Raw genomic sequence first — 14424 nt, 5'->3', positions numbered from 1 at the left:
GTCAGAAGAGCGACGCCGCGGCGGCGGCGCTCGCCTGATCCAGCAAGGGATTGAGCAGATAGCCCAGCACGATCACGACGGCGCAGGCCGTCAGGATGATGTTTTCGACGGCGCCGCCGCTGGCTTCATAGGCCTCCGCCGGGTCGTCAAAATACATCGTCTTGATGATCTTGAGATAATAGAAGGCGCCGATCACCGATGCCGCGATGCCGAACGCGGCCAGCGCGGTCAGCCCGGCACCCACCGCCGCGTCGAATACCAGGAATTTCGCCCAGAAACCGAACAGTGGCGGAATGCCGGCCATCGAGAACATGAAAATGGCGAGGGCCGCGGCCAGTCCCTTGCGCGACTGCGACAGACCCGCGAGGCTGGCGATGCTTTCGAGCGGGCGCCCTTGCGCGTCGCGCATCTGCAGGATGCAGGCAAAGGCGCCGATCGTCATGACAACGTAGATCGCCATATAGCTCATCGTCGCCGCAACGCCGGCGGGCGTGCCGGCGGCCAGGCCGATCAGCGCGAAACCGACATTGTTGATCGACGAATAGGCCATCAGACGCTTGATGTTGGTCTGGCCGATCGCCGCGACAGCGCCCAGGATGATGGAGGCGAGTGCAACGAAGATCACGATCTGCTGCCAGTCCATGCCGGCCGGGCCAAGCGCTTCGATCGCGACACGCACGGCCAGCCCCATCGCCGCGACCTTGGGTGCGCTGCCGAAGAAGGTCGTGACCGGGGTCGGCGCGCCTTCATAGACGTCGGGCGTCCACATGTGGAACGGCACGGCGCTCATCTTGAACGCCAGGCCGGCAAGCAGGAAGACCATGCCGAACAATTCGCCCTTGGACACGCCATCGCCCATGGCGACCGCGATACCGTCGAAGGCGGTCGTGCCGGTGAAGCCGTACAGCAGCGCCGATCCGTAAAGCAGGATACCGCTGGCGAGCGAACCCAGCACGAAATATTTGAGTCCCGCTTCCGACGAGCGCTCGTCCTGACGCATGAAGCTGGCCAGCACATAGGCGGCAAGGCTCTGCATTTCGAGACCGACATAGAGCGTCAGCAGGTCGCCGGCCGATACCATCATGCCCATGCCGATCGCCGAAAAGAGGATCAGCACCGGATATTCGGGGCGCGGCGCACCATCGACCGCGAAATAACGGGGCGCCAGCAGGATGGCGGCAGCGGCGGCGCCGTAGATCAGCGCCTTGGCAAATACCGAAAATGCATCGGCACGCATCAGGCCGTCGAAAGCATCGGGTCCATGCGCGAGAGAGCAGGACAGCGCCAAACCGGCAAGCGCCAGGGTGACGACCGACAGCCAGTTGACGACACGCGCGCTGGCATCACCGCCATAGGCGGCGACCAACATCAGGATCAGGCCACCTGCGGTTAGGACGAGTTCCGGCAGAACCGCCAGAAGGGAAGCGGAATCAATCATCAGTGCGCCTCCCCGTGCGCGGCGACTTCTTCGTGATGGCCCTCGCCCGCAGGCTTGGGTTCACCCATTTTGACATGGGAATCTCCTGCGGGAGCCGCAGGGGCGAGGCGCGCTTCGAGCGCGCGGATGTCCGCCCGCATCGGGGCCAGGAAGCTTTCGGGATAGACCCCCATCCACAGAACCGCCGCTGCGATCGGCGCCAGCAGCGCGATTTCGCGGGCCGACAGGTCCGGCATGGCCGCGGCATCGGCATGGACCTGATCGCCGTAGCAGATCCGACGATACAGGTAGAGCATGTAGGCCGCGCCCAGGATGATGCCCGTCGTGCATACCAGCGCCACCCAACTCGACGCCTGATACACACCCATCAGCGACAGGAATTCGCCGACAAAGTTGCTGGTCCCCGGCAGGCCGACCGCCGCCATGGTGAACAGCAGGAACAGGGTCGCATATTTCGGCATGTTGATCGCCAGGCCGCCGTAGCGGGCGATCTCGCGCGTATGCAGGCGATCATAGATGACGCCGACGCACAGGAACAGCGCGCCCGACACGAGCCCGTGGCCCAGCATCACCATCATCGCGCCCTCGATGCCGGCGGAATTGAAGGCGAACAGGCCGATGGTCACGATCGCCATATGCGCAACCGAGCTGTAGGCGATCAGCTTCTTCATGTCCGACTGCACCAGCGCGACGAGGCTGGTATAGACCACCGCCACCATCGAGAGGCCCCAGACCAGCCAGGCGAGCTGCGCGGAGGCTTCCGGGAACATCGGCAGCGAGAAGCGGATGAAGCCGTAGCCGCCCATCTTCAGCAGCACACCCGCCAGGATGACCGAACCGGCAGTCGGCGCCTGAACATGCGCGTCAGGCAACCAGGTGTGGACCGGCCACATCGGCATCTTCACCGCGAAGCTCGCGAAGAAGGCAAGGAACAGCCAGGTCTGGACATGCGGGTCGAAATTATAGGCCATCAGCGCCGGAATTTCGGTCGTCCCCGCCTCATGCACCATCCACATCATCGCGATCAGCATCAGCACCGATCCGAACAGCGTGTAGAGGAAGAATTTGTAGCTGGCGTAGATCCGGTCCGCGCCGCCCCAGATACCGATGATAAGGTACATGGGGATCAGGCCGGCTTCGAACATGATGTAGAAAAGATAGAGATCCTGCGCCGTGAAGACGCCGATCATCAGCACCTCCATGAACAGGAAGGCGGCCATATATTCGCCGACCCGCTTCTGGATGGCCTGCCAGCTGGCACCGATGCAGATCGGCATCAGGAATACGGTCAGCACGATCAGCATCAGCGCGATGCCGTCGATGCCCAGCGCCCAGGCAAAGCGGCCGAAGATCGGGTGAAATTCCTGGAACTGCCACTGAAGCGCGCCGCCGGACTGGTCGAAACCGGCCCATAGCACGATGCCCAGCACGAAGTCGGCCAGCGTCGCGATCAGGGCGATCCAGCGCGCGCTGTTGGCGCCCGCGAAGAGACAGGCGATGGCCCCCGCCATCGGCACTGCCATCATCAGGGAAAGGATGGGGAAGCCGTCCATTATCGTGTCATCGCCCAGGTTGCGGCCGCGGCGAGGCCAATCAGCATCACCAGCGCGTAGGTGTAGAGGTAGCCGGACTGAATCCGACGGGTGATCTTGTTGCCCTGCACGACCAGCGCGGCGAGGCCATTGGGCCCGAAGCGGTCGATGAAGCCGACGTCCCCGAACTTCCAGAAGAAGCGGCCGATGGCGAAGGCGGGCTTGACGAAGATGACGTTGTACAGCTCGTCAAAATACCATTTGTTGAGCAGGAACTTATACAGCGCGCCGAAGGTGGCAACGAAGCGTTGCGGCCAGTCGGTGTTCCGGATGTAGCTGAGCCATGCGATGATCAGGCCCAGGGCCATGACCGTGAACGGCCCGAACTTCACCCACAGAGGCACTTCGTGCGCCCCGTGCATCAGGTGGCTGTCGAAAGCGAGCGCCCCCTTCCAGAATTCGATGCCGCCTTCCGGACCGATGAACTGATCGTGGAAGAGGAAGCCCGCGAATACCGCGCCCATGCTCAGCACGATAAGCGGGATTAGCATGACCCAGGGGCTTTCATGCGGATGATAGCCGCCGGTTCCGGTCGGCAGCGCATGGGCATCGGCTTCGTGACCGTGCGGATCGTGGCCCGCATCTTCCTGCGCCGGCGCATTGTCATGTTCGGATCCGTGTCCGTGCGTGGCGTGACCGTCATGGCCATGCGCGTCATGAAGAGCGTGCTGGATATGCTCCGACGCGGCCCAGCGCGGCTTGCCGAAGAAGGTCAGGAAGACCAGGCGCCAGCTGTAGAAGCTGGTCAGCAATGCCGCGAACACACCGACGTAATAGGCTCCGATGCCCGATCCGCCGGAAGCGTATGCGGCTTCCAATATTCCGTCTTTCGAGAAGAAGCCGGCAAAACCGAACAGGGTCGTCGGAATGCCGACGCCGGTGATGGCCAGCGTGCCCAGCGTCATCGCCCAGAATGTGATGGGGATACTTTTGCGCAGCCCGCCATAATAGCGCATGTCCTGTTCATGGTGCATCGCATGGATGACCGAACCGGCCCCCAGGAACAGCAGCGCCTTGAAGAAAGCGTGGGTGAACAGGTGGAACATCGCCGCGCCATAGGCGCCGACGCCCGCCGCGAAGAACATGTAGCCCAGCTGCGAACAGGTGGAATAGGCAATGACGCGCTTGATGTCGTTCTGGACCGTGCCGATGGTAGCGGCGAACAGGCAGGTCGCCGCGCCGATAAAGGTCACGAAACCGAGCGCCGTCGGCGAGGTTTCGAACATCGGCGACAGGCGGCACACCATGAACACGCCTGCGGTGACCATCGTCGCCGCGTGGATCAGCGCCGACACAGGGGTCGGGCCTTCCATCGCATCGGGCAGCCACGTGTGAAGGCCAAGCTGCGCCGATTTGCCCATGGCGCCGACGAACAGCAGCAGGCAGAGCACAGTCATCGTGTCGAACCGGTGGCCCAGGAAGCCGATGGTCGATCCGGCCATGGAGGGTGCGGCGGCCAGAATTTCCGGGATCGAAATGGTGTTGAACACCAGATAGGTGCCGAAAATGCCCATCATGAAGCCAAGGTCGCCGACGCGGTTCACGACGAACGCCTTGATCGCGGCGGCATTGGCGGAAGGCTTGCGGAACCAGAAACCGATCAGAAGATAGGAGGCAAGACCCACGCCTTCCCAGCCGAAGAACATCTGAAGCAGATTGTTCGCCGTCACGAGCATCAGCATCGCGAAGGTGAAGAGCGACAGATAGGCGAAGAAGCGCGGCTGATCCGGCTCTTCGTCCATATAACCCCAGCTGTAGAGGTGAACCAGGCTCGAAACGCTGGTGATGACGACCAGCATGACCGCCGTCATCGTGTCGACGCGCAACGCCCACTGGGCATCGAAGCTGCCGCTTTCGATCCAGGTGAAGACCGGCTGCACATAGGCCTGCGCATCGCCCGCGACGAAGGGGATGAAGATCATCCAGCTCATCGCGCAGGCCGCGAACAGCGCGCCGGTGGTGACGATCTTGGCCGGCAACTTGCCGAGCGCCTTGTTGCCAAGGCCGGCGATGGCGGCAGCCAGCAGCGGAAGAAGGACGATAAGCTGGATCATGGCGTCAGGCTCAGCCCTTCATCCGGTTGACATCGTCGACGGCGATGGTGCCGCGACCACGGAAATAGATGACGAGGATGGCAAGGCCGATGGCCGCCTCACCCGCCGCGACGGTCAGCACGAACATGCTGAACACCTGGCCCACCAGATCGCCCAGGAAGGCGCTGAAGGCGACGAGGTTGATGTTCACGCTCAGAAGGATCAGCTCGATCGCCATCAGGATGATGATGACATTCTTGCGGTTGATAAAGATGCCCAGCACCCCCGTCACGAACAGGATGGCGCTGACCACCAGATAATGCTGAAGGCCGATCACAGCTCCACCCCCTGCCCGACGGGCTGATTGACGTTGCGCACCGCATCCTGCGGACGACGGCGGTTCTGCTTGGCGATATTCTGCGGCCGCACGCCGCCGCGGGCGCGATGGGTCAGGACGATCGCACCGATCATCGCGACCAGCAGAACGATGCCCGCCGCTTCGAACAGGAAGATGTAGCGCGTGTAGAGCAGCGCCCCGATCGCCTGGATATTCGTGAGTTCCGGATTCACCGGGCCGGCACGCTGCGCCAGTTCGATGGGGCCGGCGCTCCATATGCCGATGCCGAGCACGATTTCGGCCAGCAGCACGAGCGCAATCAGCAGCCCGAACGGCAGATAGTCAACGAACCCCGCCCGCAATTCGGCGAAATCGATGTCCAGCATCATGACCACGAACAGGAACAACACCGCGACCGCGCCGACATAGACGATGACGAGCAGCATCGCGATGAATTCGGCGCCCAGCAGGATCATGAGACCCGCCGCGTTGAAGAAGGCCAGGATCAGCCACAGGACCGAATGGACCGGGTTGCGCGACAGGATCGTCAGCGCGCCGCTGCACACCACCAATGTGGCGAACAGGTAGAAGGCGACAACATGAATCACTGGATCAAATTCCCCTTGGCGCGCGGCTTAACGATAGGGTGCATCGGCGGCAAGGTTCGCGGCGATCGCGCGTTCCCACTTGTCGCCATTCTCGAGAAGCTTGGCCTTGTCGTAGATCAGCTCCTCGCGGGTTTCGGTCGCGAACTCGAAATTCGGCCCTTCGACGATGGCGTCCACCGGACAGGCTTCCTGGCAGAAGCCGCAATAGATGCATTTGGTCATGTCGATGTCGTAGCGCGTGGTGCGGCGGCTGCCGTCGTCGCGCGGCTGCGCCTCGATGGTGATCGCCTGCGCCGGACAGATCGCCTCGCACAGCTTGCACGCGATGCAGCGCTCTTCCCCATTGGGATAGCGGCGCAGCGCGTGCTCCCCCCGAAAGCGCGGCGAGATCGGATTCTTCTCATAGGGATAGTTGATCGTCGCCTTGGGCTTGAAAAAATATTTCAAGGTCAGGGCGTGCGCCTTCACGAACTCCCAGAGGGTGAACGACTTGACGTAATAACCGAGGCTCATTGTGCGCCTCCATAGCGCGTCAGCATGAGGAAGCCCGACACCAGGAAGACGAACAGCAGCGAGGTCGGCAGGAATATTTTCCAGCCCAGCCGCATCAGCTGGTCATAGCGGTAACGGGGCACCGTCGCCTTCACCCAGGAGAAGACGAAGAAGAAGAACAGGATCTTGGCGAACAGCCAGAGGATGCCCGGCACCATGTAGAGCGGCGCCCAGTCGAACGGCGGCAGGTATCCGCCCCAGAACAGGATGGCGTTCAAAGCGCACATCAGGATGACGTTGGCATATTCGCCCAGCCAATAGAGCGCGAAGGCCATGGACGAATATTCGGTCTGGTAGCCCGCGACCAGTTCGCTCTCCGCTTCGGTCAGGTCGAAGGGTGCGCGCGCGGTTTCGGCCATCGCCGAGATCAGGAACATGATCGCCATCGGGAAGAGCAGCGGGTTGAACCCGTTGCCGTTGAGGAAGCCATAATAGCCCTTCTGGCTTTCCACGATCGTCGTCAGGTTGAAGCTTCCCGCCCACAGCACCACGGTGATCAGGATGAAGCCGATCGAGACTTCATAGCTGATCATCTGCGCGCTCGCGCGGATCGCGGAATAGAAGGGATATTTGGAGTTGGAGGCCCAGCCCGCCAGCACGATGCCATACACACCCAGCGAACTGATCGCGAGTATGTAGAGCAGGCCGACATTGATGTTGGCCAGCACCACGCCCACCTGGAAGGGCACGACGGCCCAGGCCATCAGCGCTACGGTGAAGGTGATGATCGGCGCGATCAGAAACAATGCCTTGTTCGCGGCCGACGGGACGATGGTTTCCTGCAACATGACCTTCAACCCGTCCGCGAAGGACTGGAGCAGGCCGAACGGGCCGACGACATTGGGACCGCGCCGCAGCGCCATCGCCGCCCAGATCTTGCGATCGGCATAGATGAGCATCGCCACGGCCAGCATGACCGGCAACGCGATCAGCAGGATACCGATGACGGTGGAAAGCAGCCAGGCAAGATCGTAGGGAACGCCGTGGTCGTTGAAAAAGGCGGTCATTCCGCGGCCTCCGCGAAGCTTTCACCATGGATCAGTTCGGCCGAGCATTGCTGCATCGTCGGGCTGGCGCGGCAGATCGCGTTGGTGAGGTAGAAATCCTTGATCGGCGAGCCGAACTCACCGCTGGCTCCGGTCGGGAGCGACGGCACGGACCAGCCATAATCGGCGATGCCCTCAACCCCCAGCGCCGGCACGGCGGCGACCATCTGCGTGCGCAGCGCGTCAAAGCTGTCGAACGGCAGGGTGGCACCCAGCACGTCCGACAAGGCACGCAGGATCGACCAGTCCTCGCGGGCGTCACCCGGCGCGAACACGGCCTTTTCCCCACGCTGCACCCGGCCTTCCAGATTGACGTAGGTCCCGGCTTTCTCGGCGTAGCTGGCGCCCGGCAGGATCACGTCCGCCGCATGCGCGCCCTTGTCGCCATGATGGCCGACATAGACCTTGAAGCTGCCGCCGAAGGCCGCATAGTCCACCTCGTCCGCACCCAGCGAGAAGAGCAGCTTCGGCGCGGCCTGCGCCATAGCCTTGATGCCGCCATCCATCGCATAGCCCAGCATCAGCCCGCCCATGCGCGCCGCCGCGAAATGCAGCAGATTATAGCCATTCCAGCCGTCCTTGATCAGGCCCAGCGTCTCGACCAGCGCCAGCGTGTCGCCATGCGCCCCGTCCTTGGCCAGCACGCCGCCACCCACGATCATCGCGGGCCGCTCCGCCTTGGCGAATGCGTCGACCACCGCCTTGGGCAGCTTGGCGAGCAGCGACGCGTCGTTGCCCAGCCATTCGACCTTGTAGGTCAGGTCGACTTCCGGACCGAGGCCAAAGACCTTCGCGCCCTTCTTGATCGCCTTGCGGATGCGGGTGTTCACCAGCGGCGCTTCCCAGCGCAGGTTGGTGCCGACCAGCAGGATCATGTCCGCCGTTTCCAGGTCGCCGAGCGGCGTGTTGAACACCACCGCAGACAGGCTCGACACGTCATAGGACAGGCCGGTCTGACGGCCTTCCAGCATCGTGCCGCCCAGCTTTTCGATCAGCAGCTTGCCGGCAAACATCGTTTCGCAATCGAGCAGGTCGCCCGCGATCGCCGCGACGCTACCGCCATGCTGCACGGCGGCGATCGCCTTGAACGCCTCTTCCCATGTCGCAGGAACCAGCTTGCCGTCCTTTCGAACGAACGGCTTGTCCAGCCGCTTGCGGACCAGACCGTCGACATTGTGACGCGTCTTGTCGCTCGCCCATTCCTCGTTCACGTCGTCATTGATGCGCGGTACGGCGCGCAGCACCTGGCGACCCCGGCTGTCGAGGCGGATGTTGGTGCCCACCGCGTCCATCACGTCGATCGCATGGGTCTTTTTCAATTCCCACGGACGCGCTTCGAACGCGTAAGGCTTTGCGGTCAGCGCGCCGACGGGGCACAGGTCCACCACATTGCCCGACAGCTCGCTCTTGGCGGCGTGTTCGAGATAGGTGGTGATCTGCATATTCTCGCCGCGATAGATGGCGCCGATTTCCGGCACGCCCGCGACTTCCTCGGCAAAGCGCACGCAGCGGGTGCACTGGATGCAGCGGGTCATCACCGTCTTGACGATGGGGCCCATATATTTTTCGGTGACGGCGCGCTTATTCTCTTCGTACCGGCTGCCGCCTCGACCATAGGCGACCGACTGGTCCTGCAAATCGCATTCGCCGCCCTGGTCGCAGATCGGACAATCAAGCGGGTGGTTGATGAGCAGAAACTCCATCACCCCTTCGCGCGCCTTCTTCACCATCTCGCTGTCGGTGCGGATTTCCTGCCCCTCGGCGGCGGGCAGCGCGCACGACGCCTGCGGCTTGGGCGGTCCGGGCTTCACCTCGACCAGGCACATGCGGCAATTGCCGGCGATGCTCAGCCGTTCATGGTAACAGAAACGCGGGATTTCCTTGCCGGCCATCTCGCACGCCTGGAGCACAGTGGCACCCGCCGGAACCTCAAGTTCTACGCCGTCTACTTTGACCTTGGGCATGGTTACTCCGCTGCCTCCATCATGGGGGCGCTACCCTTGTTCTCATGGATCCGTCGTTCGATTTCCGGGCGGAAATGGCGGATCAGGCCCTGGATCGGCCAGGCCGCCGCGTCGCCCAGCGCGCAGATGGTATGGCCTTCGACCTGCTTGGTCACCTGCTGCAGCATGTCGATTTCGCTGATGTCCGCCTCGCCGTTGCGCAGCCGTTCCATCACCCGCCACATCCAGCCCGTGCCTTCGCGGCACGGCGTGCACTGGCCGCAGCTTTCATGCTTGTAGAAATAGGAGAGACGCGAAATCGCGCGGACGATGTCGGTCGACTTGTCCATGACGATGACGGCGGCGGTGCCGAGGCCACTCCCAAGCGCGCGCAACCCGTCGAAATCCATCGGCGCGTCCATGATCTCCTTGGCGGGGACCAACGGCACCGAGGAACCGCCGGGGATTACCGCCAGCAGATTGTCCCACCCGCCCCTAATGCCGCCGCAATGGCGGTCGATCAGTTCGCGGAACGGGATCGACATGCTTTCCTCGACCACGCACGGCTTGTTCACATGGCCGCTGATCTGGAACAGCTTGGTGCCGCGATTATTCTCGCGCCCGAAACCGTTGAACCACGCCGCCCCGCGCCGCAGGATGGTCGGCGAAACCGCGATGGATTCCACATTGTTGACCGTGGTCGGGCAGCCATAAAGCCCCGCCCCCGCCGGGAAAGGCGGCTTCAGGCGCGGCTGGCCCTTCTTGCCCTCCAGGCTCTCGATCTGCGCGGTTTCCTCGCCGCAGATATAGGCGCCCGCGCCGCGATGGACGAACACGTCGAAATCATAACCGGAACCACAAGCGTTCTTGCCGATGAAGCCCTTTTCATAGGCCTGCTCAACGGCGGCGAACAACACCTTGGCTTCGTAAATGAACTCGCCGCGAATATAGATATAGGCGGCGCGCGCGCGCATCGCGAAACCGGCGATCAACGCCCCTTCGATCAGCTTGTGCGGATCGTGGCGGATGATCTCGCGGTCCTTGCACGAACCCGGCTCGGATTCGTCGGCGTTGATGACCAGGAAGCTGGGACGGCCGTCCTTGCTTTCCTTGGGCATGAAGCTCCACTTCATGCCGGTCGGGAAGCCCGCGCCGCCGCGGCCGCGCAGGTTCGACGCCTTGATGATGTCGATGATTGCGTCCTGGCCGATTTCCAGCAGCTTCTTGGTATTGTCCCAATCGCCGCGCTTCATCGCCGCGTCGATGCCCCAGTCCTGGAAGCCATAGACATTGGTGAAGATGCGATCCTTGTCCTCCAGCGGACCCACGAAGGGCGGCGGGGCGGGCGGAGCGGTTTCATCAGCCATCAGCGGCTCTTTCCGATCAGTTTTTCAGCAACGAAATAGATGAGCACGGCGACCGCCAGCCCGAGAACCAGCCCCAGCACCGCGCCGATGATTTTCAGCGCGACGATGAAGACGATGATCGCCAGGATGATGGAGATGAGCGCGCTCATGCGGCAGAGGTCCCCCACTGCCCGCGATAGTCGTGATTTTCGCCGACCATGTCGGCAAGGCTGGTCGGACCGCCTTCGGGGCAGCTCGTCTGCCGCTCGATTTGCGGGCCGATCTTCGGCTGCTTGCCGGCGGCCAGATCGTCCAGCACCGCCGTCATGCTGTCATAGGTCAAGTCTTCGAAATTATCGTCGTTGATCTGGACCATCGGCGCGTTGGCGCAGGCGCCCAGGCACTCGACCTCGGTCAGCGTGAACAGGCCGTCGGGCGTGGTCGCGCCCTTCACCAGCCCCTTGTTCTTGCAGGCCGCGAACACATCGTCGGAACCGCGCAACATGCAGGGCGTCGTGCCGCACACCTGCACATGATAGCGGCCGACCGGCGCGAGGTTGTACATGGTGTAGAAGGTCGCGACCTCATAGACGCGCATGTACGGCATATCGAGCTGACGCCCGATATATTCCATCACCGGCACGGGCAGCCATCCCTGCGTCTGCGTCTCCGCGCCAACCTGCCGCTGGGCAAGGTCGAGCAGCGGCATCACCGCCGACTGCTGCCGGCCAGCGGGATAGCGGGCGATGATCTTCTCCGCCTGAGCGGCGTTCTCCGCCGTCCACGCAAACGCGCCCCAGCGCGCGCGGGTCTCGGCTTCGTCGGGGATATGGGGTGCGTCAGCCATTATTTGCCCACATAAGCTTTATACATTTCATCAAATGTTGCGTAGGAAATACGCACCGACGAAACACCTCGACCGTTGGTCGAAATGCCTAAAATTGATGCACCGGCACCCCGCGCAACTTGCGAACGGCACGAAGCAAAATATTTTTCATACACGCAAATATAGGATTTCGGCCGCTTTATGCGCTTATCAACGAGCGCAATCTGGTTAGCGGTAACTGTCCGCCCCTCAGTTGTAGCCAACTCCATGTTTTCTGTGCCCGCAGATGGATTCCGACGGAAAACGGCTACTTGCACATCAGGCGCTAGGGCGCTTTCAATATCTGCTCGCTTTCCCGCAGTTATTGCACTGATGAAGAGATCGACCGCAGCACGATCCATGCCAACTGAGCCTCCTGTTGGAGGCGGCGGAGGCACACGCACGGGTTGAGCGGCGGCACCCGACCCGATTAGAAATATCGGGATCAAAAGGAGCGATAACCTCTTCACCGGTCACACTCCCAGAACATTCCTCCCCTGGAAGGGGAGGTGGCAGGCGAAGCCTGACGGAGGGGTGTCATACTATCGAGAGGGCGATACCCCTCCACCACCAGCAAGCTGGCGGTCCCCCTCCCCCTATGGGGGAGGATGAAATTGGTGACAACCACGCTCACCGGTCACACTCCCCGAACACGATGTCCATCGCGCCCAGCACGGCGGTCACGTCGGCGAGCATATGGCCCTTCAACTGGAAATCCATTGACTGAAGGTGCGAGAAGGCCGTGGGCCTGATCTTGCAGCGATAGGGCTTGTTGCTGCCGTCCGCGACCAGATAGACGCCGAATTCGCCCTTGGGGCTTTCGGTCGCGACATAGACTTCGCCGGCGGGCACATGAAAGCCCTCGGTATAGAGCTTGAAGTGGTGGATCAGCGCCTCCATCGATCGCTTCATTTCGCCGCGCTTGGGCGGCACCACCTTGCGGTCGAAGCTGGCGATCGGCCCTTCGGGCATGTCGTTCAGGCACTGCTTCATGATCCGCGCGGACTGGCGCACTTCCTCGACGCGCACCATGAAGCGGTCGTAGCAGTCGAACTGCGTGCCGACCGGAACGTCGAACTCCATCCGGTCATAGACGTCATAGGGCTGCGACTTGCGGATGTCCCAAGGAATACCCGACCCGCGGATCATCGGGCCGGAAAAGCCCCATTTCAGCGCGTCTTCCTTGCTGACGATGGCGATGTCGACATTGCGCTGCTTGAAGATGCGGTTGTCGGCCACCAGCGAAATCGCGTCCTCGAACAGCCTTGGCAGCCGCGTGTCGAGCCAGTCGGCAATGTCGGTCAGCAGTTTCAGCGGCACGTCCTGATGCACGCCGCCCGGCCGGAAATAGGCCGAGTGCATCCGCGCGCCCGACGCCCGCTCGAAGAAGTTGAGGCAATCCTCGCGAATCTCGAACAGCCACAGGTTCGGCGTCATCGCGCCCACGTCCATCACATGCGAACCCAGGTTCAGCATGTGGTTGCAGATGCGGGTCAGCTCCGCGAAGAACACGCGCAGATATTGCGCGCGCAGCGGCACTTCCAGGTTCAGCAGCTTTTCGACCGCCAGCACATAGCTGTGCTCCATGCCAAGCGGCGAGCAATAGTCGAGCCGGTCGAAATAGGGCAGCGCCTGAAGATAGGTCTTATATTCGATCAGCTTCTCGGTGCCGCGATGGAGCAGGCCGACATGCGGGTCGCAGCGCTCGACGATCTCGCCGTCCAGCTCCATGACCAAGCGCAGCACGCCGTGCGCCGCGGGATGCTGCGGACCGAAGTTGATCGTGTAGTTCTGGATTTCCGTGTCGCCCAGCGTCGGGTCGTCGGCGTTGATCGTGTGATCCAGCTTTTCCATATAGTCGGACATCAGGCCTTGTCCTCCGGCTTGGCGGCGCCCTTGCCCTGGTCGGTCTGGGCAGCCGGCTTCGAGGGCGCATCCGCCGATTTTTCCGCAGCCTTCGTGTTCGCCGGCTCGCCCGCCCCGGTCTCCGACTTCTTCCCGGTGGTCTTGGGCACGGGCGCGGCGGCGGGCGCCGGCGCACCGGGAGCCTCGCCATGCGCCTTCTCGTCGCCGGGCAATATATACTCCGCCCCTTCCCACGGGCTCATGAAGTCGAAGCTGCGGAAATCCTGGGCGAGTTTCACCGGCTCATAGACGACCCGCTTGTCCTCTTCCGAATAGCGCAGCTCGACATAGCCGGTCAGCGGGAAGTCCTTGCGCTGCGGATGCCCCTTGAAACCATAGTCGGTCAGGATGCGGCGCAGGTCGGTGTTGCCGTCGAACACCACGCCATACATGTCGAACACCTCGCGCTCCAGCCAGCCGGCAACCGGCCAGATATGCGTGACGGTGGGAACGGCGTGATCCTCGTCCGTGGTCACCTTAACGCGGATGCGATGGTTCCGCGTGACGCTCAGCAGGTGATAGCAAATCTCGAACCGTTCGGGACGGTCGGGATAGTCGACACCGGCGATTTCCATGAGCTGCTGATAATGCGCGCCGTCGCACAGCAGGGTCATGGCATTTGCCAGTTCCCCGCGCACGACAGTGAAGCTCAGTTCGTCGGCATGATCGACGGTTTCGACCAGCATCGGGCCGAGCAGGCCGGCGATCTCTCCGACGATCCCGTCGATGGTCGCGATCCTGGGTGCGGAATGGCCCATA

At 62.5% G+C, this 14424-nt stretch carries 14 protein-coding genes; all 14 read right to left on the bottom strand.

Going from position 1 to position 14424, the window contains the following annotated elements:
* Position 1: 1 nt before the first annotated feature.
* Positions 2–1438, bottom strand: a complete 1437-nt coding sequence (nuoN, locus tag J3E64_RS15555) for an NADH-quinone oxidoreductase subunit NuoN (protein ID WP_253343937.1) — start codon at positions 1436–1438, stop codon at positions 2–4.
* Complete coding sequence (locus tag J3E64_RS15550; protein WP_253343936.1) at positions 1438–2991, bottom strand: NADH-quinone oxidoreductase subunit M; 1554 nt, start codon at positions 2989–2991, stop codon at positions 1438–1440. Before J3E64_RS15550 ends, nuoN begins: the two co-directional genes overlap by 1 nt.
* Positions 2991–5084: an NADH-quinone oxidoreductase subunit L gene (gene nuoL, locus J3E64_RS15545; RefSeq protein WP_253343935.1), complete on the bottom strand. Its 2094-nt coding sequence runs from the start codon at positions 5082–5084 to the stop codon at positions 2991–2993. The genes J3E64_RS15550 and nuoL overlap by 1 nt, the downstream gene beginning before the upstream one ends.
* A gap of 10 nt (positions 5085–5094) precedes the next feature.
* Positions 5095–5400, bottom strand: coding sequence for an NADH-quinone oxidoreductase subunit NuoK (nuoK, locus tag J3E64_RS15540; RefSeq protein ID WP_253343934.1), 306 nt, complete (start codon positions 5398–5400; stop codon positions 5095–5097).
* Positions 5397–6008 carry an NADH-quinone oxidoreductase subunit J gene (locus J3E64_RS15535; RefSeq protein ID WP_253343933.1) on the bottom strand — a complete coding sequence of 204 codons (612 nt, stop codon included), beginning with the start codon at positions 6006–6008 and terminating at the stop codon, positions 5397–5399. Before J3E64_RS15535 ends, nuoK begins: the two co-directional genes overlap by 4 nt.
* 27 nt (positions 6009–6035) lie before the next feature.
* Positions 6036–6521 carry an NADH-quinone oxidoreductase subunit NuoI gene (nuoI, locus tag J3E64_RS15530; protein ID WP_253343932.1) on the bottom strand — a complete coding sequence of 162 codons (486 nt, stop codon included), beginning with the start codon at positions 6519–6521 and terminating at the stop codon, positions 6036–6038.
* Positions 6518–7567: an NADH-quinone oxidoreductase subunit NuoH gene (gene nuoH, locus J3E64_RS15525; RefSeq protein WP_253343931.1), complete on the bottom strand. Its 1050-nt coding sequence runs from the start codon at positions 7565–7567 to the stop codon at positions 6518–6520. Before nuoH ends, nuoI begins: the two co-directional genes overlap by 4 nt.
* Positions 7564–9570, bottom strand: a complete 2007-nt coding sequence (nuoG, locus tag J3E64_RS15520) for an NADH-quinone oxidoreductase subunit NuoG (RefSeq protein WP_253343930.1) — start codon at positions 9568–9570, stop codon at positions 7564–7566. The genes nuoH and nuoG overlap by 4 nt, the downstream gene beginning before the upstream one ends.
* Positions 9571–9572: 2 nt before the next feature.
* Positions 9573–10916 carry an NADH-quinone oxidoreductase subunit NuoF gene (gene nuoF, locus J3E64_RS15515; protein WP_253343929.1) on the bottom strand — a complete coding sequence of 448 codons (1344 nt, stop codon included), beginning with the start codon at positions 10914–10916 and terminating at the stop codon, positions 9573–9575.
* On the bottom strand, positions 10916–11065 hold the full coding sequence (locus J3E64_RS15510; RefSeq protein ID WP_253343928.1) for a hypothetical protein: 150 nt from the start codon (positions 11063–11065) through the stop codon (positions 10916–10918). Before J3E64_RS15510 ends, nuoF begins: the two co-directional genes overlap by 1 nt.
* Positions 11062–11742: an NAD(P)H-dependent oxidoreductase subunit E gene (locus J3E64_RS15505; protein ID WP_253343927.1), complete on the bottom strand. Its 681-nt coding sequence runs from the start codon at positions 11740–11742 to the stop codon at positions 11062–11064. Before J3E64_RS15505 ends, J3E64_RS15510 begins: the two co-directional genes overlap by 4 nt.
* Positions 11742–12122 carry a hypothetical protein gene (locus tag J3E64_RS15500; RefSeq protein WP_253343926.1) on the bottom strand — a complete coding sequence of 127 codons (381 nt, stop codon included), beginning with the start codon at positions 12120–12122 and terminating at the stop codon, positions 11742–11744. The genes J3E64_RS15505 and J3E64_RS15500 overlap by 1 nt, the downstream gene beginning before the upstream one ends.
* A gap of 268 nt (positions 12123–12390) precedes the next feature.
* Positions 12391–13626: an NADH-quinone oxidoreductase subunit D gene (locus J3E64_RS15495; protein WP_253343925.1), complete on the bottom strand. Its 1236-nt coding sequence runs from the start codon at positions 13624–13626 to the stop codon at positions 12391–12393.
* The gene (locus tag J3E64_RS15490; protein ID WP_253343924.1) at positions 13626–14423 is read right to left on the bottom strand and encodes an NADH-quinone oxidoreductase subunit C; all 798 of its coding nucleotides are present in this window, start codon (positions 14421–14423) and stop codon (positions 13626–13628) included. Before J3E64_RS15490 ends, J3E64_RS15495 begins: the two co-directional genes overlap by 1 nt.
* Position 14424 lies beyond the last annotated feature (1 nt).

It is taken from the genome of Sphingobium sp. OAS761, from assembly GCF_024168485.1.
In the GTDB taxonomy this organism is placed as follows: domain Bacteria; phylum Pseudomonadota; class Alphaproteobacteria; order Sphingomonadales; family Sphingomonadaceae; genus Sphingobium.
Note: the sequence above shows the minus strand (reverse complement) of the source record. Positions and strands in the feature narration are given on the sequence as shown.